General features: G+C 64.4%; 18 protein-coding genes. 14 read left to right on the top strand and 4 right to left on the bottom strand.

What is annotated here, in order from left to right:
• Nucleotides 1-50: 50 nt before the first annotated feature.
• Nucleotides 51-1877, bottom strand: coding sequence for a DUF882 domain-containing protein (locus tag FJ964_RS06440; protein WP_181172383.1), 1827 nt, complete (start codon nucleotides 1875-1877; stop codon nucleotides 51-53).
• A 469-nt stretch (nucleotides 1878-2346) separates the two neighbouring features.
• Nucleotides 2347-3882, bottom strand: coding sequence for a sigma-54 dependent transcriptional regulator (locus FJ964_RS06435; RefSeq protein ID WP_140549614.1), 1536 nt, complete (start codon nucleotides 3880-3882; stop codon nucleotides 2347-2349).
• A 170-nt stretch (nucleotides 3883-4052) separates the two neighbouring features.
• Here FJ964_RS06435 and FJ964_RS06430 point away from each other — a divergent pair, with 170 nt between their 5' ends.
• The 12 genes from FJ964_RS06430 (at nucleotide 4053) to FJ964_RS06375 (ending at nucleotide 18240) form a co-directional block, all read left to right on the top strand.
• Complete coding sequence (locus FJ964_RS06430) at nucleotides 4053-5891, top strand: M3 family oligoendopeptidase (RefSeq protein WP_181172382.1); 1839 nt, start codon at nucleotides 4053-4055, stop codon at nucleotides 5889-5891.
• Nucleotides 5892-6265: 374 nt separating this feature from the next.
• Entirely contained in the window at nucleotides 6266-6985 is a 720-nt protein-coding gene (locus FJ964_RS06425) for a proton-conducting membrane transporter (RefSeq protein WP_140549613.1), read from the top strand.
• A 205-nt stretch (nucleotides 6986-7190) separates the two neighbouring features.
• Nucleotides 7191-8336, top strand: coding sequence for an aminodeoxychorismate synthase component I (locus tag FJ964_RS06420; RefSeq protein WP_140549991.1), 1146 nt, complete (start codon nucleotides 7191-7193; stop codon nucleotides 8334-8336).
• A complete protein-coding gene (locus tag FJ964_RS06415; protein ID WP_140549612.1) occupies nucleotides 8285-8947 on the top strand; it encodes an aminotransferase class IV family protein in 663 nt (220 codons plus the stop codon). Before FJ964_RS06420 ends, FJ964_RS06415 begins: the two co-directional genes overlap by 52 nt.
• Before the next feature lie 3 nt (nucleotides 8948-8950).
• Entirely contained in the window at nucleotides 8951-9874 is a 924-nt protein-coding gene (locus tag FJ964_RS06410) for a DUF3445 domain-containing protein (RefSeq protein ID WP_140549611.1), read from the top strand.
• A 110-nt stretch (nucleotides 9875-9984) separates the two neighbouring features.
• A complete protein-coding gene (locus FJ964_RS06405; RefSeq protein WP_140549610.1) occupies nucleotides 9985-11430 on the top strand; it encodes a homospermidine synthase in 1446 nt (481 codons plus the stop codon).
• A 186-nt stretch (nucleotides 11431-11616) separates the two neighbouring features.
• Complete coding sequence (locus FJ964_RS06400) at nucleotides 11617-11994, top strand: hypothetical protein (protein ID WP_140549609.1); 378 nt, start codon at nucleotides 11617-11619, stop codon at nucleotides 11992-11994.
• 205 nt (nucleotides 11995-12199) lie between these two features.
• Nucleotides 12200-14212 (top strand): bifunctional metallophosphatase/5'-nucleotidase, encoded by a 2013-nt coding sequence (locus FJ964_RS06395; RefSeq protein ID WP_140549608.1) that lies wholly within the window; start codon nucleotides 12200-12202, stop codon nucleotides 14210-14212.
• A 135-nt stretch (nucleotides 14213-14347) separates the two neighbouring features.
• The gene (gene hemH / locus FJ964_RS06390) at nucleotides 14348-15412 is read left to right on the top strand and encodes a ferrochelatase (protein ID WP_140549607.1); all 1065 of its coding nucleotides are present in this window, start codon (nucleotides 14348-14350) and stop codon (nucleotides 15410-15412) included.
• 54 nt (nucleotides 15413-15466) lie between these two features.
• Entirely contained in the window at nucleotides 15467-16711 is a 1245-nt protein-coding gene (locus FJ964_RS06385) for an FAD-binding oxidoreductase (RefSeq protein WP_140549606.1), read from the top strand.
• An 89-nt stretch (nucleotides 16712-16800) separates the two neighbouring features.
• On the top strand, nucleotides 16801-17751 hold the full coding sequence (locus tag FJ964_RS06380) for an SPFH domain-containing protein (RefSeq protein ID WP_140549605.1): 951 nt from the start codon (nucleotides 16801-16803) through the stop codon (nucleotides 17749-17751).
• 24 nt (nucleotides 17752-17775) lie between these two features.
• Nucleotides 17776-18240, top strand: coding sequence for an NfeD family protein (locus FJ964_RS06375; protein WP_140549604.1), 465 nt, complete (start codon nucleotides 17776-17778; stop codon nucleotides 18238-18240).
• Between the two features lie 114 nt (nucleotides 18241-18354).
• Here the strand turns inward: FJ964_RS06375 and FJ964_RS06370 are convergent, their stop codons facing one another.
• Nucleotides 18355-19356 (bottom strand): KpsF/GutQ family sugar-phosphate isomerase, encoded by a 1002-nt coding sequence (locus FJ964_RS06370; protein WP_140549603.1) that lies wholly within the window; start codon nucleotides 19354-19356, stop codon nucleotides 18355-18357.
• A gap of 227 nt (nucleotides 19357-19583) precedes the next feature.
• Between FJ964_RS06370 and FJ964_RS06365 the strand changes: the two genes are divergently transcribed.
• Nucleotides 19584-21368 carry an outer membrane beta-barrel protein gene (locus FJ964_RS06365; protein WP_181172405.1) on the top strand — a complete coding sequence of 595 codons (1785 nt, stop codon included), beginning with the start codon at nucleotides 19584-19586 and terminating at the stop codon, nucleotides 21366-21368.
• A gap of 54 nt (nucleotides 21369-21422) precedes the next feature.
• On the opposite strand, the gene galU is transcribed toward FJ964_RS06365, so the two are convergent.
• Entirely contained in the window at nucleotides 21423-22337 is a 915-nt protein-coding gene (gene galU / locus FJ964_RS06360) for a UTP--glucose-1-phosphate uridylyltransferase GalU (protein WP_181172404.1), read from the bottom strand.
• Nucleotides 22338-22537: 200 nt separating this feature from the next.
• On the opposite strand from galU, the gene FJ964_RS06355 reads away from it, so the two are divergent.
• On the top strand, nucleotides 22538-23761 hold the full coding sequence (locus tag FJ964_RS06355; RefSeq protein WP_140549600.1) for a lytic murein transglycosylase: 1224 nt from the start codon (nucleotides 22538-22540) through the stop codon (nucleotides 23759-23761).
• Nucleotides 23762-23763 lie beyond the last annotated feature (2 nt).

The raw sequence follows: 23763 nt of genomic DNA, 5'->3' as shown, positions 1-23763 counted from the left end.
AAAGCCGCGCCGGTTGCCCAGCGCGGCTTTCGGAATGCACGGTCTTTACGCTACTTCGTCTGGAAGCGCGCGACGGACAGGAATTTTACGGCATTGCCGGTGAAACGGTTCGCATCCGCCATCTGGTCGCCCTGCTGGAAGCCGGCCGTGTAGACCTCGCTCGGCGGCGTGTGGACCACATTGTAGGCGTAGCCCGGCGCCGTCGTGGCGCTCGAAACCATCGCGACATTCTCGCCGCTGGTCAGCGCCCAGCGGGCGGCCTGCGGCGCGGCCGCAACCACGATGGCCTTGGGACCGGGTTTCAGGTCGCGGGCGGTGGCTCTGGCCTCCTTGCGGGTCGTCTTCACGCCGGCGCCGATCGCGGCGACCGGATCGGAACCGGCAGCGCGGGCGACGACGGCCTCGCGCGGCGATGCGGCATCGACGCCGGACGGGTCGTTGAAAGCCGAACGAGGCTCGGACAACGACGCGACCCGATAATAGTCAGCCTGAACGGGAGGCGCCTCGGCCTCGTCGAGCACGGCCTTGATCGCATCGGGCTTGGCCGCATCGAGCTTGGCCGCATCGATATTGGTCATATCCGGCCGCGCGCTCGGCAGCACCGAGAAGGCATCGGTCGCGGTCTTGCCACGCTCGGCCGTCTCGGCCAGCGCCATCAGCACATCCTTGCTGGGCGCAGGCGCCAGCACCGCCGGCAACGTGTGTTCGGGGCGCCATGTCGGCAAAGGTATGTTATTGGCGGCAACCTGCGCTGCATCGGCGGCAACCGCCGAGGGATCAGCCTTGCCGAAAGGCATATTCGCCGGCGTCTGCACGGTTGCCACGGTCTGTTCGGTGCTGGCCGTCGCATCCGCCATGCCGAAGGGAACATTCTCAGGCGGCTGCGCGCCGACATCGACTTTCGGCCGCGGCGCGAAATCGGGCAGCGGGATACTGCGTGCCGGCAACGCCGCGATGATCGTCTCGGGCGTATCCTTTTCTGGCTCCGGGGCCTGCTCCTCGGCGACCTGCGGGATCTCGGCGCGCTTGGCGTTCTCGGGCGCCACGATCGCGATCCCCGGCAGGGTGCCGCTCTTGGCGGTGCTCGCCGGTGCCGGCTTCACGCTTCTCGGCTTCGGCGCCGGCTCTGCGGATGCGACATCGGCGCTGTCGTCGGCCTCGTCGTCGCCACCGCCGAAGAAGGCAGCCAGCAGTCCGCCGGACCTTTTCGAACCGCCGCCGGCGCTGGCCAGCTCGATGGCGGCGCCGCCGGAACCCTTGCGTGCCTTGTATGAGGCAAGCGCCTGCTCAAAGCCGGGCAGCGGCCGGCCGTCGCTCGGCACGTGCAGCGTCTTGCCGTTCGGGAACAGGCTCACCAGTTCCTGTCGGCTGATGCCGGGCCAATGGCGCACATTGCCGACGTCCATGTGGACGAACGGCGAACCGGATCTCGGATAGTAGCCGACGCCGCCGCCCTGCATCTTGAGCCCGATATTGCGCAGCTTCTTCAGCGGCACGCCGGGAATGTAGAAGTCCATCGCCTTGCCGAGCATGTGCTGGCTCTTCTCGGCGACACCCTTGCTGCGGCTGCGCAGCATCGAGTTCGTCGACGGCGAGCGATAGCCGCAAACCACCTGGATATAGTCGGTGGCGCCGCTTTCCCGATAGGCTTCCCAGACCAGGTCCAGCAGGCGCGGGTCCATCTTGGTCGGCTCGTTGCGGCGCCAGTCGCGCAGGATGATGTTGATCTTCCTGAGCCCGGCCTGGTCGTAACGGCCGTTGCGCTTGTAGACGATCTCCGCCTTCTCGTGCGTGTGGAGGTGGTAGAGCTTCAGCGAACGGACTTCGGCCCTGGCGCCGGTTGCGGCAGCGGCAAGAAAACCAAATGCGACAATCATGGCCGCCAGCCACTTCGGCCAGACGCTCAAATGATAGTGCCGCCCGTTTGTGTGTCGTTCGATTCTGTTCAAATCAAAAGGCCTTGCAGGCTGCCGTTTGTCCCCGGATTTGCCCAAACGGACGTGTCGTTGTCACATCCGAATATCGATCCTAATGGTTAATCATCGCTTATTGAAGCCGAAATGCGGTAACACCGTGGCGATATCCCGTCAAAAATTGTCCACAAGGTTTCTTGGTAAACCGCTGGTTTAGATCACGATTCCCCTTTTGGCCGAAACACGATCCGTTACCGTTAGCCTTAATGCGTGAACAGGACCGTCGGGGACGTCGCCATCGGCGCGCCACATTCCGGTCCAGTCAATGCACCGGCGACATGATGGCAGCGCAAGCTGGTCCCGGCCTTGCGTGACCGCATTCGGGCCGACCGCTCTCAGGCCGGACATCGGGCGGCTGTGCGCGACAGCGCCCTCAGGAAGCGAGCCGGTCCAACCTGCCGGTTTCCGGATCGATGCCGTATTCCTTGAGCTTGCGGTAAAGCGTCGAGCGGCCGATGCCGAGGCGGCGGGCGACTTCGCTCATCTGGCCGTTATAGTGATCGATGGCGAGCTTGATCATCTCCAGTTCGACCTCCGCCAGGGCGCGCACATTGCCGCGTTCGTCGAGCGCGCGCAGCGTGCCGAAGCGTGGCTGAAGCCGCATCGGCGATTCGGGTTCGGCAGCCGAAACGCCCTCACCGCTCAGCGCCGGCTCATCGCGCGGTTCTATGGCGAAAGCCGGGCCGGCCGGCGCGATGTCCACATCGAGACGGACCGTGCCCTCCACCTGGGCGCGGATTTGCGGGAAATCCTCGACGCCGAGCACATCGCCTTCGCACAGCACCGAGGCGCGGAAGACGGCATTTTCCAGCTGCCGGATGTTGCCGGGCCAGTCATAGGCCTGCAGCACGGCGAGCGCCGCCGCCGAAATGCCCCGCAGGCGATGTCGCGGGTCTGCCGGAGCCACCTTCTCCATGAAATGTGCGACCAGATCGGGAATGTCGTCGCGGCGGTCGCGCAATGGCGGCACATAGATCGGGTAGACGTTGAGCCGGTAGAACAGGTCCTCGCGGAACTTGCCGTCCTTGACCTGCTGCAGGAGATTGCGGTGCGTCGCCGAAATCAGCCTGATATCGACCCGGACCGTGGCGCGGCCGCCGACCGGATCGACCTCGCCATCCTGGACGGCGCGCAGCAGCTTGACCTGCACGTCGAGCGGCAGGTCGCCGATCTCGTCCAGGAACAGCGTGCCCGAATGCGCTTCGACGAATTTGCCGGTGTGCTTTTCCGTGGCTCCGGTGAACGAGCCTTTCTCATGGCCGAACAGGATCGATTCGACCAGATTGTCGGGAATGGCGCCGCAATTGACGGTGACGAAAGGTTTCGAGCGTCGGTCGCCGCTGCCCTGTATGGCGCGCGCCACCAGTTCCTTGCCGACGCCGGATTCGCCCTCGATCAGGATTGGGATGTTGGATGCCGCCGCTTTCTGGCCGAGGCGGATCACCTTGTCCATGGCGGGACTGTGCGTGATCATGTCCCTGAAGGTCAGCAGCCCGCCGCGCCGGCGCGACGTGCGCTTGACCTCGCCTTCGACAGCCTCGACCTTGAGCGCGTTGGCGATCGAGGCCTGCAGCCTGTCGGGAGAGGCCGGCTTGACGACGAAGTCGAAGGCGCCGTGGCGCATCGCCGAAACCACGGTCTCGATGCCGCCCTGGGCGGTCTGCACGATGACCGGGATGGTGATGCCGCGCTCGCGCATCGCCTTGAGCACGCCGATGCCATCGAGATCGGGCATGACCAGATCGAGGATGACCACCGACACGTCGCGGGCGCCGGGCCCGTCGAGGGCGTCGAGGCCGGCAGCGCCCCCGTCGACGACGATTGCGGTGTGGCCGAACCGCGTCACCGCCGCCTCGAGCAGCCGGCGCTGCACGGGATCGTCATCGACTATGAGTATGGAACCTGTCATGACTGTCTTGAGCCGCCCGCCTGATATCCCCATGGACCATCTTGGCACAGGGTTCTAAATAAGGTTTCAAAAAACCCGGTGAACGAATTCCTTAGGATTTGACCGGCTTCTCCGTTCTCCTGATTCTGGCCCTGGGCCCGGCCACTTGATTTTAAAAGAAGGTATTGTCGATGCGCGTGATGTTTGATCGGCGGCCTGCGGCGCCAGCTTCCGGTCAGGGCGCCGCCGAGCTTGGCGATCTGCCGGAATGGAATCTCTCCGACCTCTATGCCGGCATGGAGGCGCCGGAGCTGAAGCGCGACATCGCGAAAGCCGCGGCGGATGCGGTCGCCTTCGAGAGCCGCTGGAAGGGCACGCTGTCCGCCGAGGCCGAGCGTGGCAGCGCAGGCAGGCTGGGCGAAGCGCTTGTCGCCTATGAGGCCCTGGAAGAGCTGATCGGCCGCATCGTCTCCTATGCCGGCCTCATCTACGCCGGCAACACCGCCGATCCGCAGCGCGCCAAGCTCTATGGCGACATCCAGGAGAAGATGACCGACGCCAGCGCGCATCTTCTGTTCTTCGCGCTCGAACTGAACCTGATCGACGACGCGGCGATCGAGGGCGCGCTCGCCGCCGACCCCGCCTTCGGTCATTACCGGCCCTGGGTGCTCGATCTGCGCCTGGACAAGCCCTATCAGCTCGAGGATCGCGTCGAGCAGCTTTTCCACGAGAAGTCGATCACCGGGCGCAGTGCCTGGAACCGGCTGTTCGACGAGACGATGACGGACTTGCGCTTCGACGTCGACGGCGAGGAGCTGACGCTGGAACCCGCCCTGAACCGATTGCAGGATGCCGACGGCGAGGTGCGACGCCGCGCCTCCGAGGCGCTCGCCCAGACCTTCCGGAGGAATTTGCGCACCTTCACGCTGGTCACCAACACGCTGGCCAAGGACAAGGAAATCTCGGACCGCTGGCGCGGCTTCGAGGACATTGCCGATTCACGCCATCTCGCCAACCGCGTCGAGCGCGGTGTGGTCGATGCGCTGGCTTCGGCGGTGCGCGAGGCCTATCCGCGCCTGTCACACCGCTATTACCGGATGAAGGCGCGCTGGCTGGGCATGGAGGTGATGAACCACTGGGACCGCAACGCGCCGCTGCCGGAGACGCCGCAGGCGGTGATCGGCTGGGACGAGGCCAGGAACACGGTGCTGTCCGCCTATCAGCGCTTCTCGCCCGAGATGGCCGAGATCGCGCGGACTTTCTTCGACCGCAACTGGATCGACGCGCCGGTGCGCCCAGGCAAATCCCCCGGCGCCTTCGCTCATCCGACCGTGCCTTCGGCGCACCCCTACGTGCTGCTCAACTACATGGGCAAGCCGCGCGACGTGATGACGCTGGCGCATGAGCTTGGCCATGGCGTGCACCAGGTGCTGGCCGGCGGCCAGGGCGCGCTGATGGCCTCGACGCCGCTGACGCTGGCCGAGACGGCGTCCGTTTTCGGCGAGATGCTGACCTTCCGCTCGTTGCTCGAGCAGACCACCGACAGGCGCGAGCGCAAGGCCATGCTCGCCCAGAAGGTCGAGGACATGATCAACACGGTCGTGCGCCAGATCGCCTTCTACGAGTTCGAGCGCAAGGTGCATGCGGAGCGCCGCAACGGCGAACTGACGTCCGACAGGCTCGGCCAATTCTGGCTGGAGGTGCAGGCGGAAAGTCTGGGCCCGGCGATAAAGTTGCGCGACGGCTACGAAGTGTTCTGGACCTACATCCCGCACTTCATCCATTCGCCCTTTTACGTCTACGCCTATGCGTTCGGCGACTGTCTGGTGAACTCGCTCTACGCGGTCTACCAGAACGCCGAGCGTGGCTTCCAGGACAAATATTTCGAGATGCTGCGCGCCGGTGGCACCAAACATCATTCGCAGCTTCTGGCGCCTTTCGGCCTCGATGCCACCGATCCCGCCTTCTGGCAGATCGGGCTTGGCGTGATCAGCGGCCTGATCGACGAGCTGGAAGCGCTCGACAACTGAGGCGTCTTCTGTACGCCGTCCCCACCTGCTCAGAACAGTTTAGCCGGAATGCATATTGGGACCACACTATTCTTGGTCTGAATATCTGTTCTTGAATAACTCTCTTTCGTAGTTTTCCCATAGCTTTCCGTAAGCTCTATGATAGCCTCCCCGCCAAGCTCAGCCGGAGCATGCGGGTCGGGCGGGGAAGTCTCAGCCGACCACGGCGCTCCGGTACACGCGACGACGGCCATTGGCCATGGCTTGCAAGCCGATGCCGACGGCTCGACTGAAGCCGGCTGTTCCGCAGGCGGCGGAACCATCATCGAGTAGTCCTTCGCCGAAGGTCATTAAAGTCCAATGCCGCGGCAGACGGATCTGACTGGAGAGAGACAATGGGCACTTTTTTCTACATGCTCCTGGCGTTCCTTGTGGGTGTGCTGGTTGGCTGGTTCATCTGGGGGCGCTTGCGCGGTGAGCTCGACAGCTTGCGCGGCGACCTCGACCGCACACGCAGCGAGCGCGACCGGCTGCGGGCCGACAGCGATCGCCTGACCGGCGAATTGGATGCCGGTGGGCGCACCCGCGCCGACCTCGAGCGCCAGCTGCGCGAGGCCTCGACCGGCTCCGGCCCGGCAAAGGCGGCGGCGCCGGCGCCGGCCGCATTGATGTCGACGCCCACCCCTGCCAAATCCGCTCCGGCGGCCAAGCCGGCGCCCAGGAAGCCGGCTGCGGCCAAGGCCGCTTCCAGCGCCGCGAAGACCGGCGCGCCGAAGGCCGCTGCCGCCAAGACCGCACCCAAGGCCAGCGCGACGCCCAGGAAGGCGGCGAAGGCCGCGCCGGCCAAGGCGGCTTCCGGCAAACCCGACAATCTGCGTCGGCTGATCGGTATCGGCCCGGTCAACGAGAAGCTGCTCAGGGCACAAGGCGTCACCAGCTTTGCCCAGATCGCCGCCTGGACAGCCGCGGATGTCAAGCGGATCGAGGACGTCATGAATTTCGACGGCCGTATCGCGCGCGAGCGCTGGATCGAGCAGGCCAAGCTGCTCGCCGCCGGCAACGAGGCGGAGTTCGCCAGGCAGTTTCCATCGGCCGGAACCGCCAGCAACACCTGAGCGACAGGCCAGATCCGACGATTGCGGCCGGCGGCGCGAACGAAGCGCCGCCGGTTTGCTTTTGGCGGCAAGGTCTGCCCACGGATCGGCCAGAGGTTGGGCCAGAGGTCGGCTTTAAGTGGCAAGGTGCCGCTCCCTCGATTGCGCGCGGCTGGCCCCCCATATAGAGCCATCATTGGCTTCATCGATCCACGCGCCGAGTTTCATGCCCCTGCCCGCCGCAATTTTCCGCAATGACGAAAGCGCGCGCCAGCTCGTTTTCGACCGACCGGACGACATCATCACGGCGCACGAGGCCCGGGATTTCTCGGCCGCGCTGCAGGCGGCCCAGGCCGCGCATGACGCCGGCAAATGGCTTGCCGGCTATTTCTCATACGAGGCGGGCTACCTGCTGGAGCCGAAGCTGGTTCCGTTGCTGCCGGCCCGGCGCCGCGCCCCGCTGGTCTGCCTGGGCGTCTTCGACGCGCCGGTGCAAGAGCCGGTGCCGCCCCGCAAGGCGGCGGCGACCAACGGCCCGATCTTCGATGCAAGGGCGACATGGTCGTTCGAGGATTACGAGAAGCGGTTCTCGCGGCTGCACCGGCACATCAGGCAAGGCGACTGCTACCAGGGCAACCTGACCTTTCCGGTGCATGCGCAATGGTCGGGCGATCCGCTCGCCGCCTTCGACGCGCTGACCGAACGCCAGCCGGTGAAATACGGCGCGCTGGTTTCGCTTGGCGATCCGGTCGTGCTGTCGCGCTCACCCGAACTGTTCTTCGAGATCGACGCGCAGGGCATGGTCGAGACCCATCCGATGAAGGGCACGGCACCGCGTGGTGCGACGGAAGCCGACGACGAGCGCCAGAAAACCTTCCTGCGCAATGACGAGAAGAACCAGGCCGAGAACCGGATGATCGTCGACCTGCTTCGCAACGACATCTCGCTGATCAGCGAGGTCGGTACGCTGGAAGTGCCGGAGCTGTTCCGCATCGAGACCTATCCGACCGTCCACCAGATGGTGAGCGACGTCAGGGCGAAGCTGCTGCCGGGCCTCACGATCCGCCAGATCTTTGCAGCGCTGTTTCCCTGCGGCTCCATCACCGGCGCGCCGAAAATCCGCGCCATGGAGATCCTGCATGACCTTGAAGGCACGCCCCGCGATGTCTATTGCGGCGCCATCGGCTGGATCGCGCCCGGGGGCACGATGCGCTTTTCCGTGGCGATCCGCACCATCTCGCTCTTTACCGGCGGCGAGGCCGTCTACAATGTCGGCGGCGGCATCGTCTTCGACTCAACCGCGCAGGAGGAGTATCAGGAGTGTCTCTTGAAAGCCCGCTTCGCGACGGGAACGCCGCCGGTTTCGAATTGATCGAGACCATGCGCTGGGAGCCGGCCACGGGCTTCCTGCGCTTGGAGCGGCATCTGGCGCGCCTCTATGGTTCGGCGGCCGAACTCGGTTTTGCCTGCGACGCGCAAAGGATCGGCGACGTGTTGGGCAAGGCTGTCGACGGCGCGCGCAACGCCTTGCGCACCCGCCTGGCTTTGGCGCGCAGTGGCGACGCGGCCGCCTCGGTCCAGCCCTATGAGCCGCTCGCCGCCGATAAGGTCTGGACGCTGCGGCTGGCGCGCACGAGGCTCGATTCGAACGACATGCTGCTGCGCCACAAGACCAGCCGCCGGCAGGTCTACACGCATGCCCGCGCCGAATATCTCGTCACCCAGGCCGACGAAGTGCTGTTGGCCAACGAGCATGGTGAGATGTGCGAAGGCACCATCACCAATGTCTTCGCCGATTTCGGCGAAGACATGCTTTTGACGCCCCGCCTCGATTGCGGGCTGCTGCCTGGCGTATTGCGCGGCGCGCTTCTGGATGAAGGCCGCGCCCGCGAAGCGATCTACAGCTTTGACGACTTGAAATCCGCCAGGGCGCTCTATGTCGGCAATTCACTGCGCGGCTTGATCCCGGCAAAGCTGATCTGAAGCATGACATCGCTGCCCACCCACACGCCTTATGATGGCTCGTCCAAGCTGTTCACCATCGGGCTGAAGCCGCTTGCCCTGGCCGACTGGATCGAAGTCGACGAACACCTCCTGCCGTTCCTTGCCGAGAAGCGCCGCCTCTATGCCGAAATGCCCGGCACCGTGTTCGTCGAGGAAGACGGCACGCGCGATGCCCAGCGCGAAGTGCTCGACCTGCTCGAAGCGCACTTGCCGCAGGTATTTCCCGAAACCCATCGGGGCGCCAATGGCGGGGTCGAGGTGATCGGCGCCGCCGGCAATCCCGAGGGCGACTTCGCCAAGGCGCCGCTTGTCGCGGCCTCGCTGCTCGTCCAGGAAGACCTGATCCTGATGCGCCGCGGCGGCGACGGCTGGCGGCTCGCCGCCGGCTCGCTCTGCTTTCCCTCCTCATGGTCGCTGCTCGAAAAATTCGGCAAGCCCTTGCAGCAGATCCATGCGCCTGTGCCGGGTTTTGGCCCGGGCACGCGCCCGGCCGAGCTGATCAACCGCATGTTCGACGGCCTCCAGGGTCAGGCCGTGGAGCGCTACAACTGGTCGATTCAATCGGGCGGTGCGCTCTACCACCCGCTATCCAATGTCGAGCGCATCGAGCGCGCCGCCAGCCGCCCGTCGCGATTTGCCGATGGCGACATCAATGCCCACGCCTTCATCCGCGTCGAGCGGCAGACGCTTCGAAAATTGCCCGTCTCGGGCGACATCCTGTTCACCATCCGCATTCATCTCGACCCGCTGGCGGCGTTGGCGCATCACCCCGACCGAGCAACGTTGGCTCCGGCTTTCGCTGCCCAGCTCGAAGCGCTCGACATCGCCCAGCTCGATTACAAGGGCTTGACATCAGACCGCGACCGGCTGGTCGGCGTCCTTAACCAAATGGCGAACGCCGCCTGACCGGCGGTTGGCGCTTTTCACTGGTTTATGACAATGATCTGTGATGTAGCGCATGCCCGTTGGGCGAGAATGCCCGGGTTTTGCACCTGTCTGAAGGAGTGCTCGATAAAATGGCGAATGAAAACTGGCCCGTTTACGGTGAGATCACCGGCCCTGTGGTGATGATCGGCTTCGGCTCGATCGGACGGGGCACGCTGCCGCTGATCGAGCGCCATTTCAAGTTCGACAAATCGCGCATGACGGTCATCGATCCGCTGGGCACCGACCGCGCGCTGCTCGATGAGCGTGGCATCACCTTCATGCAGGATGCGGTGACCGAGAAGAACTACAAGAAGCTCCTGACGCCGCTGCTGACCAATGGCGGCGGCCAGGGTTTTTGCGTCAACCTGTCGGTCGACACCGGCTCGGTGGACCTGATGCGGCTCTGCCGCAAGCTCGGCGTGCTCTATATCGACACGGTCGTCGAGCCATGGCTCGGTTTCTACTTCGATGCCACGGCCGACAATGCCAGCCGCACCAATTATGCGTTGCGCGAGTCGCTGCTGAAGGAAAAGCACGACAAGCCCGGCGGCGCGACGGCGGTCTCCACCTGCGGCGCCAATCCGGGCATGGTTTCCTGGTTCGTCAAGCAGGCATTGGTCAACCTCGCCACCGATCTCGGCCTCGAGTTTTCGGAACCCGCGCAGGAAGACCGCGAGGGCTGGGCGAAGCTCATGAAGAAGGCCGGCGTCAAGGGCATCCACATCGCCGAGCGCGACACCCAGCGCACCAAGAAGCCGAAGCCGATGGACGTGTTCTGGAACACCTGGTCGGTCGAGGGCTTCATCTCCGAGGGCCTGCAGCCCGCCGAGCTCGGCTGGGGCACGCATGAGAAATGGATGCCCAAGAACGGCAAGAAACACAAGCACGGCTCCAAGGCCGCCATCTATCTGGAGCAGCCGGGCGCCAACACGCGCGTGCGCTCGTGGTGCCCGACGCCAGGTGCGCAATACGGCTTCCTGGTGACCCACAACGAGGCGATCTCGATCGCCGATTTCTTCACCGTGCGCTCCAAAAAGGGCAAGGTTCAGTACCGCCCGACCTGCCACTACGCCTATCATCCCTGCAACGACGCGGTGCTGTCGCTGCATGAAATGTTCGGCGCCGCCGGCAAGGCGCAACCGGTACACCATGTGCTCGACGAAAACGAACTGGTCGACGGCGTCGACGAGCTCGGCGTGCTGCTCTACGGCCATGACAAGAACGCCTACTGGTACGGCTCGCAATTGTCGCTCGCCGAAGCGCGCAAGCTGGCGCCTTACCAGAACGCCACCGGCATGCAGGTCACCTCGGCGGTCCTGGCCGGCATGGTCTGGGCGCTGGAGAACCCCGAAGCCGGCATCGTCGAGGCCGACGAGATGAACTACAAGCGCTGTCTGGACGTGCAGTCGCAATATCTCGGACCGGTGAAGGGCTATTACACCGACTGGACGCCGCTCGATAATCGGCCCGGCCTGTTTCCGGAGGACCTCGACCGGAACGACCCGTGGCAATTCCGCAACATCCTGGTGCGATAGCGCCGCGCCAAGCATGCCTCACTGCCTTGCAATCGCCCGGAAATCGGGCGATTGAAGGATGCGGACGGGAGCAAGCCGCGTCCATCTGGACGCATGAACTGCGCTCTTGAAACTTGGATGCATGCACCCGTGCTTTCCGAAAGTCGTTTTCCGATTTCGGGCCGACGGGCGAGGAGAGGATTTTACATGACCATTGCGCGCCAGATTCTTTCGATGAGTGTTGCGGCGGCCACGATGATGGGGCTTGCCGCTTGTGCAACCAGCGGACCCGACCAGCCGCCGCTAGGAGCCGCGCCGAAAGGCGTCGAAGGCGCATGGATCGACGCCAAGGGCACCGGTCTTTCGACCTTTGCCGGCGGAACCTTCACCACGGTGGCCACCGACACCGGCCAGAAGCTGTCCGACGGCACCTATACGATGACCGGCGCCACGTCCGTCGAGATTCACGGAACCTCGCTGATCCGGCAGACGCCGGTGAGCTTCAATTGCCTGCTTGTGTCCACCAGCCAGCTCAACTGCACCAGCGGCGCCGGCCAGAACTTCGTGCTGACGCGACGCACCTGAACCGGCCGGCATTCGTCTCTCCAAGGACGGCGGCCACGGGCCGCCGTCCTTTTTTGCGCCGACAAAAGGCAGCGGATTTCGCTTGCCCCGATTTCCGCTTGCATGCTCCGGAACGCGATGGGAACATGCCTGAAAAAGCCGGCTGTTATAGACCGGTCAAGCAAGAGCGCTAAACGGCTCTGATCAGCCTACCCGGGAGACGAAGATGAAGAAGCTTGCCGCCATTGCCGCCCTTTCCGCGTCGACGCTCGGCCTGTCGGCCGGCGCCTCTTTTGCCGACTACACGCTGAATATCCTGCACATCAACGACTGGCACAGCCGCATCGAAAGCAACAACAAATACGAATCCACCTGCTCGGCCGACGAGGAGACAAAGGGCGAATGCGTCGGCGGCGCCGGCCGGCTGGTCACGGCGATCGCGCAGGAGCGCAAGAAGCTGGAAGGCCAGAACGTGCTGCTGCTCAGCGCCGGCGACAATTTCCAGGGTTCGCTGTTCTACACGACCTACAAGGGCAAGGCCGAAGGCGAGTTCCTCAACGACATGAAGTTCGATGCCATGGCGCTCGGCAACCATGAATTCGACGACGGCGAAACGGCATTGGCGCCGTTCCTCGACATGATCAAGTTCCCCGTGCTCGGCGCCAATGTGAAAGCCAACTCGCAATCCAAGCTCGGCGACCGCGTCAAGCCGTCGATCGTCGTCGAGGTCGGCGGCCAGAAGATCGGCATCATCGGCGCCGTCACCAACGACACGCCCGAACTTGCCTCCCCCGGCCCCAACATCACCATCGAGGACGACGTCAAGTCGATCACGGCCGAGGTCGAGAAGCTGAAGGCAGAGGACGTCAACAAGATCATTGCCGTGACCCATATCGGCTACAACAGGGAGCGCGATGTCATAGCGAAGATCCCGGGCGTCGACGTGGTCGTCGGCGGCCACAGCCATACGCTCTTGTCCAACACCGATCCGAAGGCGGCAGGCCCCTATCCGACCATGGTCGACAATCCGGACGGCTACAAAGTGCCGGTCGTGCAGGCGGCGTCCTATTCGAAATATCTCGGCGAGTTCAAGGTGGTGTTCGACGACAATGGCGTCGTCAAATCGGCGAGCGGCGACCCGATCCTCCTCGACAAGTCGATCACGCCCGATCCCGCCGTGCTCGCCCGCATCAAGGAGCTCGGCGCGCCCATCGAAGCGCTTAAGAACAAGGAAGTGGCCGAGACGACCGACGTCATCGACGGCAGCCGCGAGAGCTGCCGCGCCCGCGAATGCGCGATGGGCAATCTCGTCTCCGACGCCATCCTCGACCGCGTCAAGGGACAGGGCGTCGAGATCGTCATCTCCAATGGCGGCGGCCTGCGCGCCTCGATCGACAAGGGCACCGTCACCATGGGCGAGGTGCTGACCGTGCTGCCCTTCCAGAACACTCTGGCGACCTTCCAGATCTCGGGCAAGGACCTGGTTGCCGGGCTCGAAAGCGGCCTCAGCCAGGTCGAGGACGGCGCCGGCCGCTTCCCGCAGGTGGCCGGCCTGAAATACGCCTTCGACAAATCGGCGGCGCCCAATGCCGGCCGCGTCAAGTCTGTCGAGGTGATGGAGAACGGCGCCTGGACGCCGCTCAATCCCGACAAGGACTATCTGGTCGCCACCAACAACTATGTCCGCCAGGGCGGCGACGGCTACAAGGTTTTCGCCGAAAAGGCCAAGAACGCCTATGATTACGGCCCCGGCCTCGAACAGGTGGTGGCGGACTATCTCGGCGCGCACCGGCCCTACACGCCCAAGCTCGACGGCCGCATCACCGAGATCGCCGCGACGACAGCGGCCGCACCTGCGGCGGAGCCCGCCAAGCCGGCCGAAGCAATGCCCGACCTGCCTGCCAACTCGGGCGATATCGCCAAGACGCCGCCGGCCGTGTCGACCGAGACGGCGCCGGCGCCGGCAACGCCTGCCGCTCCCGCAACGCCGGCACCTGCGGAACCGGCAAAGCCTGCCGAAGCCGCCCCGGCGACCCCCGCGCCGGCTGAGCCGGCAAAGCCCGCCGGGGCCGCAGCGGCCGAAACCAGCCATGTCATCGTCGCCGGCGATACCTATTGGGACCTGGCAAAGAAGGCCTATGGCGACGGCATCAGGTGGAAAGTCATTTCCGAAGCCAACAAGGGCTACGAGCCGCGCCGGCTTCCGGTCGGCGCGACCTTGACCATACCGCCGAGGTAATCGTCTTCGCCTTTGCGCGCAGGGACACCCGCCCGAAACAGGGCGGGCGTCCTGTTTTGGGGAAAGGTGCGGCCAGACGCTGCATTGAAAAGCAGCGCGGCATCGCTACTTTCGCGCCGTGTTCGGAGACCCGCAATGCCGCCTTCCAGCCCTGTCGACGCCAAGCCCGCGAGAACCGTGGGACCGAGACCGGCCGGACATTCGCCGGCCAAGGCGGGCAAGGTCGGCGTCATGCTGGTCAATCTCGGCACGCCCGACGGCACCGATTTCGGGCCGATGTGGCGCTATCTTCGCGAGTTCCTGTCCGACCCGCGCGTCATCGAACTCAACAAGGCGATCTGGTATCCGATCCTCTACGGCCTCGTGCTGACCACGCGACCGAAGAAGTCGGGCGCCAACTACGCCAGGATCTGGAATCGGGAGAACAACGAGTCGCCGCTGCGCACCTATACCCGCGCCCAGGCCGAAAAGCTGACCTTGGCGTTGCGCGACCTGCCCGACGTCATCGTCGGCTGGGCGATGCGCTACGGCAATCCCTCGACCGCGAGCGTCGCCGAAAGCCTGGTGGCGCAGGGCTGCGACCGTATCCTGACCTTTCCGCTCTATCCGCAATATTCGGCCACCACCACGGCGACTGCCAATGACCAGTTGTTCCGGGCGCTGATGAAGATGCGCGCGGCGCCTGCCGTCCGCAGCGTGCCGCCCTATTATGCCGAACCGGTCTATATCGAGGCGCTCGCCCATTCGATCGAACGGCATCTGGCGAGCCTCGACTTCGAACCGGAGGTGGTCATCACCTCCTACCACGGCATCCCGAAACCCTATTCCGACAAGGGCGATCCTTACCGCGAGCATTGCCTCGAGACGACACGGCTGCTGCGCGAGAGGCTCGGCTGGGACGAGAAGAAGCTGATCACCACCTTCCAGTCGCGCTTCGGCGCACAGGAATGGCTTCAGCCCTACACCGACAAGACGGTGGAGAAACTGGGTAAGGACGGCGTGAAATCGATCGCCATCGTCAACCCGGGCTTTTCCGTCGACTGCATCGAAACGTTGGACGAGATCGGCCGCGAGGCGGCGGAAACCTTCCATCATGCCGGCGGCGGGAGATTCGCGCACATCCCCTGCCTCAACGACAGTCCCGAAGGCATGGCGGTCATCGAGGCGATGGTGCGGCGCGAACTGTCCGGCTGGATCTGAAACCGGAACAATGGACGTTCCGGGGCGTTGAGGCGCGCCTTCCGGAGACCATCGATGCCCCGCAAGCTCGACCTCAGAAGCGGCCGGCCAGTCTGGTCCGCCTATCGGGCACCCGCGGTTCCCACAACCGCTCTGGCACGTGACGCCAAGGCCGATGTGCTGGTGATAGGCATGGGAATCAGCGGCGCCATGATCGCAGAAGCGCTGACGGCGGACGGCCGTTCGGTGATCTGCATCGACCGGCGCGGCCCGCTGAGAGGGTCGACGTCGGCAACCACGGCCCTGGTGCAGTTCGAGATCGACCAGCCGCTGACGGCACTCGGCAGGATGATCGGCAAGGCCTCGGCGGAACAGGCGTGGCGGCGCTCGCGTCTGGCCGTTTCCAACCTTGCCGGCCGCATAGCCGAGCTCTCCATCAACTGCCGGCTGAGCCGTGCCCCCTCGCTTTATCTGGCCGGCACCGCGCTCGGCCCATCGCAACTGCGTGACGAAGCCGAGGCGCGGCGACGGGCTGGCATCGCCGCGACCTATCTCGCCCCTGCGCCACTGGCCGCGCGATTCGGCATCGAGCGCGACGGCGCCATCCTCAGCCATGGCAACATCGCCCTCGATCCGCGCAAACTGACCGCCGGATTGCTGCTGAAGGCGCTGGAGCGCAGGGCGCGCCTCTACGCACCGGTCGAGGCGACCACGATCGAAGACAGCGCCAAGGAGGTCGTCGTCGCCACCAGGGGCGGCCCCACAATCACCGCAGGGCACGTGCTGCTCGCGACCGGCTACGAGTTGACCGACATCGTGCCGGCGGCGGCCCATCGGGTCATCTCGACATGGGCCATCGCCACACGCCCGCAGCCGCGCAAGATCTGGCCGGGCGCCGCCCTCATCTGGGAAGCGTCGGACCCCTATCTCTATGCAAGGCCGACAGCCGACGGCAGGGTGATCTGCGGCGGCGAAGACGAGGATTTCATCGACGAGGAACGGCGTGACGCGTTGATTGCCGGCAAGAGCCTGAAACTGGCCAGCAAGCTCGGCCGTCTGTTCCCGGATCTCGACACCAGGCCCGATTTTGCCTGGACCGGCTCCTTCGGCACCACAACCACCGGCCTGCCCTATATCGGCGCGATCCCTGGGCATCCGCGCATCCAGGCCGTGATGGGCTATGGCGGCAACGGCATCGCCTTCTCGCAAATCGCTTCCGAAATCGTTTCTGCCGCCATCGCCGGATCCGAAGATACGGATGCAAGCCTGTTCGCCTTCAGCCATCGGCAGCAGCGACACAAACAATCCCTCATCACCTGATTGTAACGTTGTTGAAACACACTTAACTGTTTGCTGAGGCCGGCTGCGGGAGAATGGCTCCCATGGCTTGCCTTTTGAGGGAGAGCCAAATGGATTTCAGTGGTTTCGATATCGCGATTGTTGTTCTGGTCGCCCTTGTCGTGCTGGTGCTGTTCAAAGGCATAAAGACAATCCCGCAAGGCTACAACTATACGGTCGAACGCTTTGGCCGTTACACGAAAACGCTGTCGCCAGGCCTCAACCTCATCGTGCCGTTTATCGATCGCATCGGCGCCAAGATGAACATGATGGAGCAGGTGCTCGACGTCCCGAGCCAGGAGATCATTACCCGCGACAACGCCATCGTCGGCGTCGACGGCATCGCCTTCTTCCAGATCCTCAATGCGGCGCAGGCGGCCTATCAGGTTTCCGGCCTGCAGAACGCTATCCTCAACCTGACCATGACCAACATCCGCACCGTGATGGGCTCGATGGATCTCGACGAGTTGCTGTCGAACCGCGACGCCATCAACGAACGCCTGCTGCGCGTGGTCGACGAGGCGGCTCATCCCTGGGGCATCAAGATCACCCGTGTCGAGATCAAGGATATCAATCCGCCGGCCAACCTGATCGAATCGATGGGCCGGCAGATGACGGCCGAACGCAACAAACGCGCGCAGATCCTCGCCGCCGAGGGCCTCAAGCAGTCGCAGATCCTCGAGGCCGAAGGCCGCAAGGAAGCCGCCTTCCGCGATGCCGAGGCACGCGAACGCTCCGCCGAAGCGGAAGCCCGCGCCACGCAAGTGGTGTCGGAAGCGATCTCCAAGGGAGATGTTCAGGCGCTCAACTACTTCGTCGCCCAGAAATACACCGAAGCGCTGGGCAAGATCGGTTCGGCCACCAACAGCAAGATCGTGCTGATGCCTTTCGAAGCGTCGTCGCTGATCGGCTCACTGGGCGGCATCGGCGAGATCGCCAGGGAAGTGTTCAAGGGCGACGGGCCGGCCGGCACGCAACGGCAGGTCTCACGACCTCCGGTCGTCAGGCCGAGCGACAACTAATGTCTTTGTGAGTGGATCAAAACCATGATCGACCGCATCGTTTCCGAACTCGGCCCTTGGAACTGGATGGTTCTGGGCTTCGTGCTCCTAGTGATGGAGATCATCGCGCCGGGCATCTTCATGCTGTGGATCGGCATCGCCGCGCTGATCGTCGGCGCGGTATCGCTGCTGGTCTGGGACGCGGCGTTCTGGACCTGGCAGGTCCAGGTGCTCGTCTTCCTCGCGCTGTCGCTGGTCTCGGCCCTCGTCGGCAAGAAACTCATTGGCGGACGCGACGAGCCGACCGATCAGCCGCTGCTCAACCGCCGTGGCGCGCAGATGATCGGCAGGATGGCGACGTTGGCCGAGCCGATCCGCGACGGCTGCGGCCGCATCAGGCTCGGCGACACCTTGTGGCGCGTCTCTGGCCCTGACCTGCCGGCCGGCACCCAGGTGCGCGTCACCGGCGCCGCCGACACCGATCTCGAACTGACCGTGGAACGAGTGTGAACCCGGCTCCGGGTTAGCGCAATTCCAGGAAAAGTGTGTACGGTTTTCCGTCCGGAATTGTGCAAAAACAACGAGATAGAGCAGTTCGCCGTTTCCGTGAAACGGTGAACTGCTCTACGCGGCGCCGATGCGCAAAAGATCGTGCAGATGGACGAGCCCGATGGGCTTCTTGCCTTCCACCACCATCAGGCTGGTGATGGCCGAATTGTTGATCGTCTGCAGCGCGGTCGCCACCAGCGTGTCCGGCGCCGCGGTCTTGGGGGATCTCGTCATTACCTCATCGACCGTCATCGCCGTCAGGTTGCTGCCTATGTGACGCCTGATGTCGCCATCGGTGACGATGCCGATCAGCGCGCCGTCGGCGGCGGTGACCGCCACGCAGCCGAAGCCCTTGCGCGACAACTCCAGGATGGCGTCCGGCATGCCGGTGCCCGAAACGACCAACGGCAACCTCTCGCCGACATGCATGATCTCGCGGATCTGCATCAGGTTGGCGCCGAGCTGGCCGCCGGGATGGAAGGTGCGGAAATGGTCGGGCGTGAAACCCCGCGCCTCGAGCAGGGCGATCGCCAGCGCGTCGCCCATCACCAGTTGCAGCAGTGCCGATGTCGTCGGCGCCAGCCCGTGCGGGCAGGCTTCCGGCGCACGCGGCAGCAAAAGTACGACGTCGGCGGCGCGCGCCAGCGCCGATGTCTCACCGGACGTGATTGCAATGAGCGGGATGGAGAAGCGCCTGGAATAGGCGACGATGCCCATCATCTCCTTGCTTTCGCCCGACCATGACATGGCGATGATGGCATCGTCCCTGGCGATCATGCCGAGATCGCCGTGATTGGCTTCAGCGGGGTGGACGAAAAAGGCCGGTGTTCCGGTCGAGGCCAAGGTCGCGGCGATCTTCGAGCCGATATGGCCGCTTTTGCCGACGCCGGTGACGATGACCCGGCCTTCGATCCTCGAGATCATGTCGACCGCTTCGGCAAACGGCTTGGCCAGCCCGTTTTCGAGCGCCTCGGCCAGGGCCGCCACTCCCGCCTGTTCGGTCGCCACCGTTCTTAGCGCCGAAGCGATCGAGGCCTGTCTGTCCAACGGCTTCTTGTCGAGGGATCGCGCATCCATGGCCGATGCGATTAGCGCTTTGTGCCGCGCCTGTCCAACGGAAATGCCTTCCCGGACCGTCTGGGACAGCAGTCCGGATGAACGAAGCGCAAGGTCACGAATGTCGAGGCCTGGAACAATGAGCGCTTGGAACAGCAATCGCCCTCCGCCTCAACCCTCCGTTAACCATCCCCATTTACGGTTCGGTAAGTATGGCGCGCGCTCGCGCCGCGCAAGCAGTGGTGGCGATGTCCGGGGCCCAGTCAGAAAAGACGAGAAGGCGAAAGAGCAAGGCTGCCTGTGCCTTGCTGCTGGCGACCAGCATCTTCGGGCTGCTGCGCCCGACGCTGTCCTTCGCCCAGGAAATGGAACTGCGCGGCGAGGTCTCGGAATCGGCGATCTTGTCCGACCAGCAGCGCAAGGCGAGACTGGCCGCCATGGCCGGTCAGGGTCAACAGCAGCCGGCCAACGCCGCCGGGCAGGACGACACCCCGTCGCGCACCTATCTGCCCGCCAGCGCCGGCGCTGTCCCCGACGACAGCGATGCTGCCTCGCCCGCGGGCAGTATCTTCGATCCGCCGACGGCAGGTGACGGCGCGACCGCGGACAATCCGCCGCCGCCCAAGCCACGCCGGCCATCGTCCACCGGGCAGGCCAATGCGGCCAAGGCCGAGGAAAAGGCCGGCACGTCGAAGACAAAGAAAAAGAACACCACCGCGACGACCGACGCGACCACGACCGCCAGCACGGCCACTGCCGACGATGCCGATGCCGCCGGCACCGACCAGGAGACTGCCAACCGCCGCGCCGTCACCATCGACAGCGTCGACCGGCAGAAGCTCGATCCGGGCGCCGAACGCATCGCCTCCATCGAAGGGCAGAAGACGAAAGCCGAGGACGATCCGTTCGCCGCACCAGGCATCAAATGGGGCTCTTTCGTCATAAGGCCAACGCTGGAACAAGGCCTGACCGCCACCTCGAACGGCGATTCCAGCAGTGCCGGCAAAGCGGCGCTGCTGTCCGAGACGGCGCTGCGCTTTTCTGCCGCTTCCGACTGGCGCGAGAACTCCGCGACCATTGACGGTTATGGCCTCTTCCGCGAAACCGTCTCGGGCTACCCGGTTCACAATGAGCAAGGTCGCATCGAAGGCCAGCTCAATGTCGACCTCGACAACGAGCAGCGCGCCGTCGCCAAGCTCGGTTACGAGGCCGTGCCGGAATCGGCCTCGTCGCCCGACGCCATTGCAGGCGTCAGCAGGCAGCCGCTGCGCCAGACCATCGACGGCAGCCTCGGAATCGAAAAGGACGTCGGCAAGGCGCAATACACTTTGACCGGCGCCGTCTCGCATGACTTCTATGGCGACGCCAAGCTTTCTGACGACACCTCGCTGTCGCAGAAGGATCGCAACTCCACGCTTTATACGGCGACCTTGCGCACCGGCTACGAAATCTCCCCTGCCCTTACGCCTTTCACCGAAATCGAGCTCGGGCGCAGGGCCTATGACCAACGCTTCGACAATGAAGGCTTCGAGCGTTCATCGACGCGGCTCGGTGCCCGCGCCGGCCTCGAGCTCGACATGGGCGAGAAGCTCGCCGGCGAGTTCTCGGCCGGCTGGCTCCGGGAAGCGATCGACGACGACCGCCTGGGGGCGATCGCGGGTGCCACCGTGGATGCCGACCTGAAATGGTCGCCCGAACGCGGCACCACGATCGGCCTGACCGGGCGGACCACGGTCGAGCCCACGACCACCGCGGGTGAAAGCGGCGACATCCTCTATTCCGGCCGCCTGACGGCCGAACGCCAGATCCGCGCCAACCTGACCGGCAATGCCGCGCTGGGCCTGGACTGGCGCGATTACATCGGCATAGACGGCCATGACAGGGTGCTGAGCGCCGAAGCCGGGCTGACATGGTGGCTGAACCGCTACGCCGGCCTCACCACCCGTGCCAGGACCGAGAAGCTCACCAGCAACCTGCCTGGCCGCGACTACACCGCCAACAGCATCTATCTCGGCTTGAAGGTGCAGCGGTAAAGCCGGGCCATCGGGCCAAGGCGACGTGCATCCAGACGTCGGCGCGTCAGCCCCTTAAAGCGCCGCCCCGAGGCGCTCCGAAGGCGCCATCTCCTCGAGAAGCCTGCGGATGACGCCGGCCATGCTCTGGTTCATGTCGTTGCGCCAGAGCGCGAAGGCCACATTGGCCTCGACGAACCCTTCCGGCGATCCGCAATCGAAGGTGCGGCCCTGAAAGTGGTAGCCGTAGAAGGGCTGCTGCTTCTCCAGCTTCAGCATTGCGTCCGTGAGCTGGATCTCGTTTCCGGCGCCCTTCTCCTGGCCTTCGAGGATTTTGAAGATCTCGGGCTGCAATATGTAGCGGCCATTGATGTAGAGATTGGAGGGCGCGGTGCCGGTCTTCGGCTTTTCCACCATCTCGGTGATGCGGAAGCCATGATGGGTGGCTTCGCCCCGGCCGACGATGCCGTATTTATGGGTCTCGGCGGGATCGCATTCCTGAACCGCGATGATGTTGTTGCCGGTCTCGGCATAGAGGTCGACCATGTCTCTCATGCAGCTCTTTTCCGACTGCATGATCATGTCGGGCAACAACAGCGCGAACGGCTCGTCGCCGACCAGTTCGCGCGCGCACCAGACGGCATGGCCAAGTCCGAGCGGCACCTGCTGGCGGGTGAAGCTGGTCTGTCCCGGCGCGGGTTGCAGCCGCTGCAACCTTGCGAGCTGGTCGTCCTTGCCGCGCTGGGCGAGCGTGTCATAGAGCTCGAACTGGATATCGAAATGATCCTCGATGACCGCCTTGTTGCGGCCGGTGACGAAGATGAAATGCTCGATGCCCGCCTCGCGCGCCTCGTCCACCACATATTGGATGACGGGCCGGTCGACGACGGTAAGCATTTCCTTGGGGACGGCCTTGGTGGCCGGGAGAAACCGCGTGCCGAGACCTGCGACGGGGAAAACTGCCTTGCGAACTCTCTTCATGCCTTCAATTATCCGTTTGCAGGCCGGCTCGGCAATCCCGCGCCACGACATTTTCACGCCGGAATTGAGGATTACTGCGCGATTGGGGAGAACGTCCACTCGTAAAGCATCAAAGACGTCTTTTCGTTCCGGACGCCACCTATGGTAAACCAATTCCTAACCTGGTTCGGCGATGAATGGTCTTTCCCAAGACGGAGAAGGAGGAAAAGATGTCCGTTCGCAATGCCGCAAAGCGTTTCACCAGCGTCATGACGGCAGCCAGCCTCTCGCTCGCCCTGCTGATGCCTGCCGGGCCGGCCTTCGCCGATGCCGGCTTCCGGCAATGGGTCGCCGGCTTCCGCGCCACCGCGGTGCAGGGAGGCGTGTCCGGCGCCGTCTATGACCGGGCCTTCAGGGGCATCGACGAACCCGACCCGGTGGTGCTGGAGAAGGCTCGCACCCAGCCGGAATTCACCGCGCCGGCCTGGGATTATTTCGACAACCGCGTACATGACCAGTCGGTGGCCAACGGTCAGGCGATGGCGCGCAAATGGAAGCCTTGGCTGGACAGGATCGAGGCGAGGTTCGGCGTCGACCGCAACATCCTGCTCGCCATCTGGTCGATGGAATCCAACTATGGCGAGATCCTCAAGCGCGACGACATCATGCGCAATGTCGTCCGCTCGCTGGCGACCTTGGCCTATGGCGATCGGAAGCGGTCGAAATATGCCCGCACCCAGCTGGTCGCCGCACTGAAGATCCTCCAGACCGGCGATATCGACGAGAGCCACCTCACGGGATCCTGGGCGGGCGCCATGGGCCAGACCCAGTTCATCCCGACCAGCTACCAGCACTATGCCGTGGACATGGACGGCAACGGCAAGCGTGACATCTGGAATTCCATTCCCGATGCCCTGGCGACATCAGCCAATCTGCTCAAGAAGAATGGCTGGCAGGCCGGCAGGACCTGGGGCTACGAGGTCGCCTTGCCGGCCGGCAAGCTGCCCGCAGGCTCCAGGACGCTGGCGCAATGGAAGGCGCTCGGCGTGGTCAGGGCCAACGGCAAGCCGTTCAGGAATCTCAGCGACAAGGCGACGTTGAAAGTGCCGGATGGCCGCGGCGGCCCCGCTTTTCTGATGATCAGGAATTTCTCGGTCATCAAGGCCTACAACAATGCCGACAAATACGCGCTTGCCGTCGGCCTGCTTGCCGACGAGATCGCCGGCTCCAACGGCCTCGTACAGGACTGGAAACGGCCTTTCACCAAGCTGACGTTCGAGGAAAGGCAGGAATTGCAGAAGCGGCTTTCCCAGCACGGCCTTTATGACGGCAAATTCGACGGCAAGATCGGCGACGGCTCGAAGTCGGCCATCATGGCCTATCAGGCAAAGGTCGGCTTGACCCAGGACGGCTATCCGAGCATGGAAGTGCTCAAATGGCTCAGGCAAAAATAGGG

It is taken from the genome of Mesorhizobium sp. B2-3-2 (genome assembly GCF_006442295.1).
In the GTDB taxonomy this organism is placed as follows: Bacteria; Pseudomonadota; Alphaproteobacteria; order Rhizobiales; family Rhizobiaceae; genus Mesorhizobium.
The sequence above is the reverse complement of the archived record's forward strand: the minus strand, read 5'-3'. Positions and strand labels throughout refer to the sequence as shown.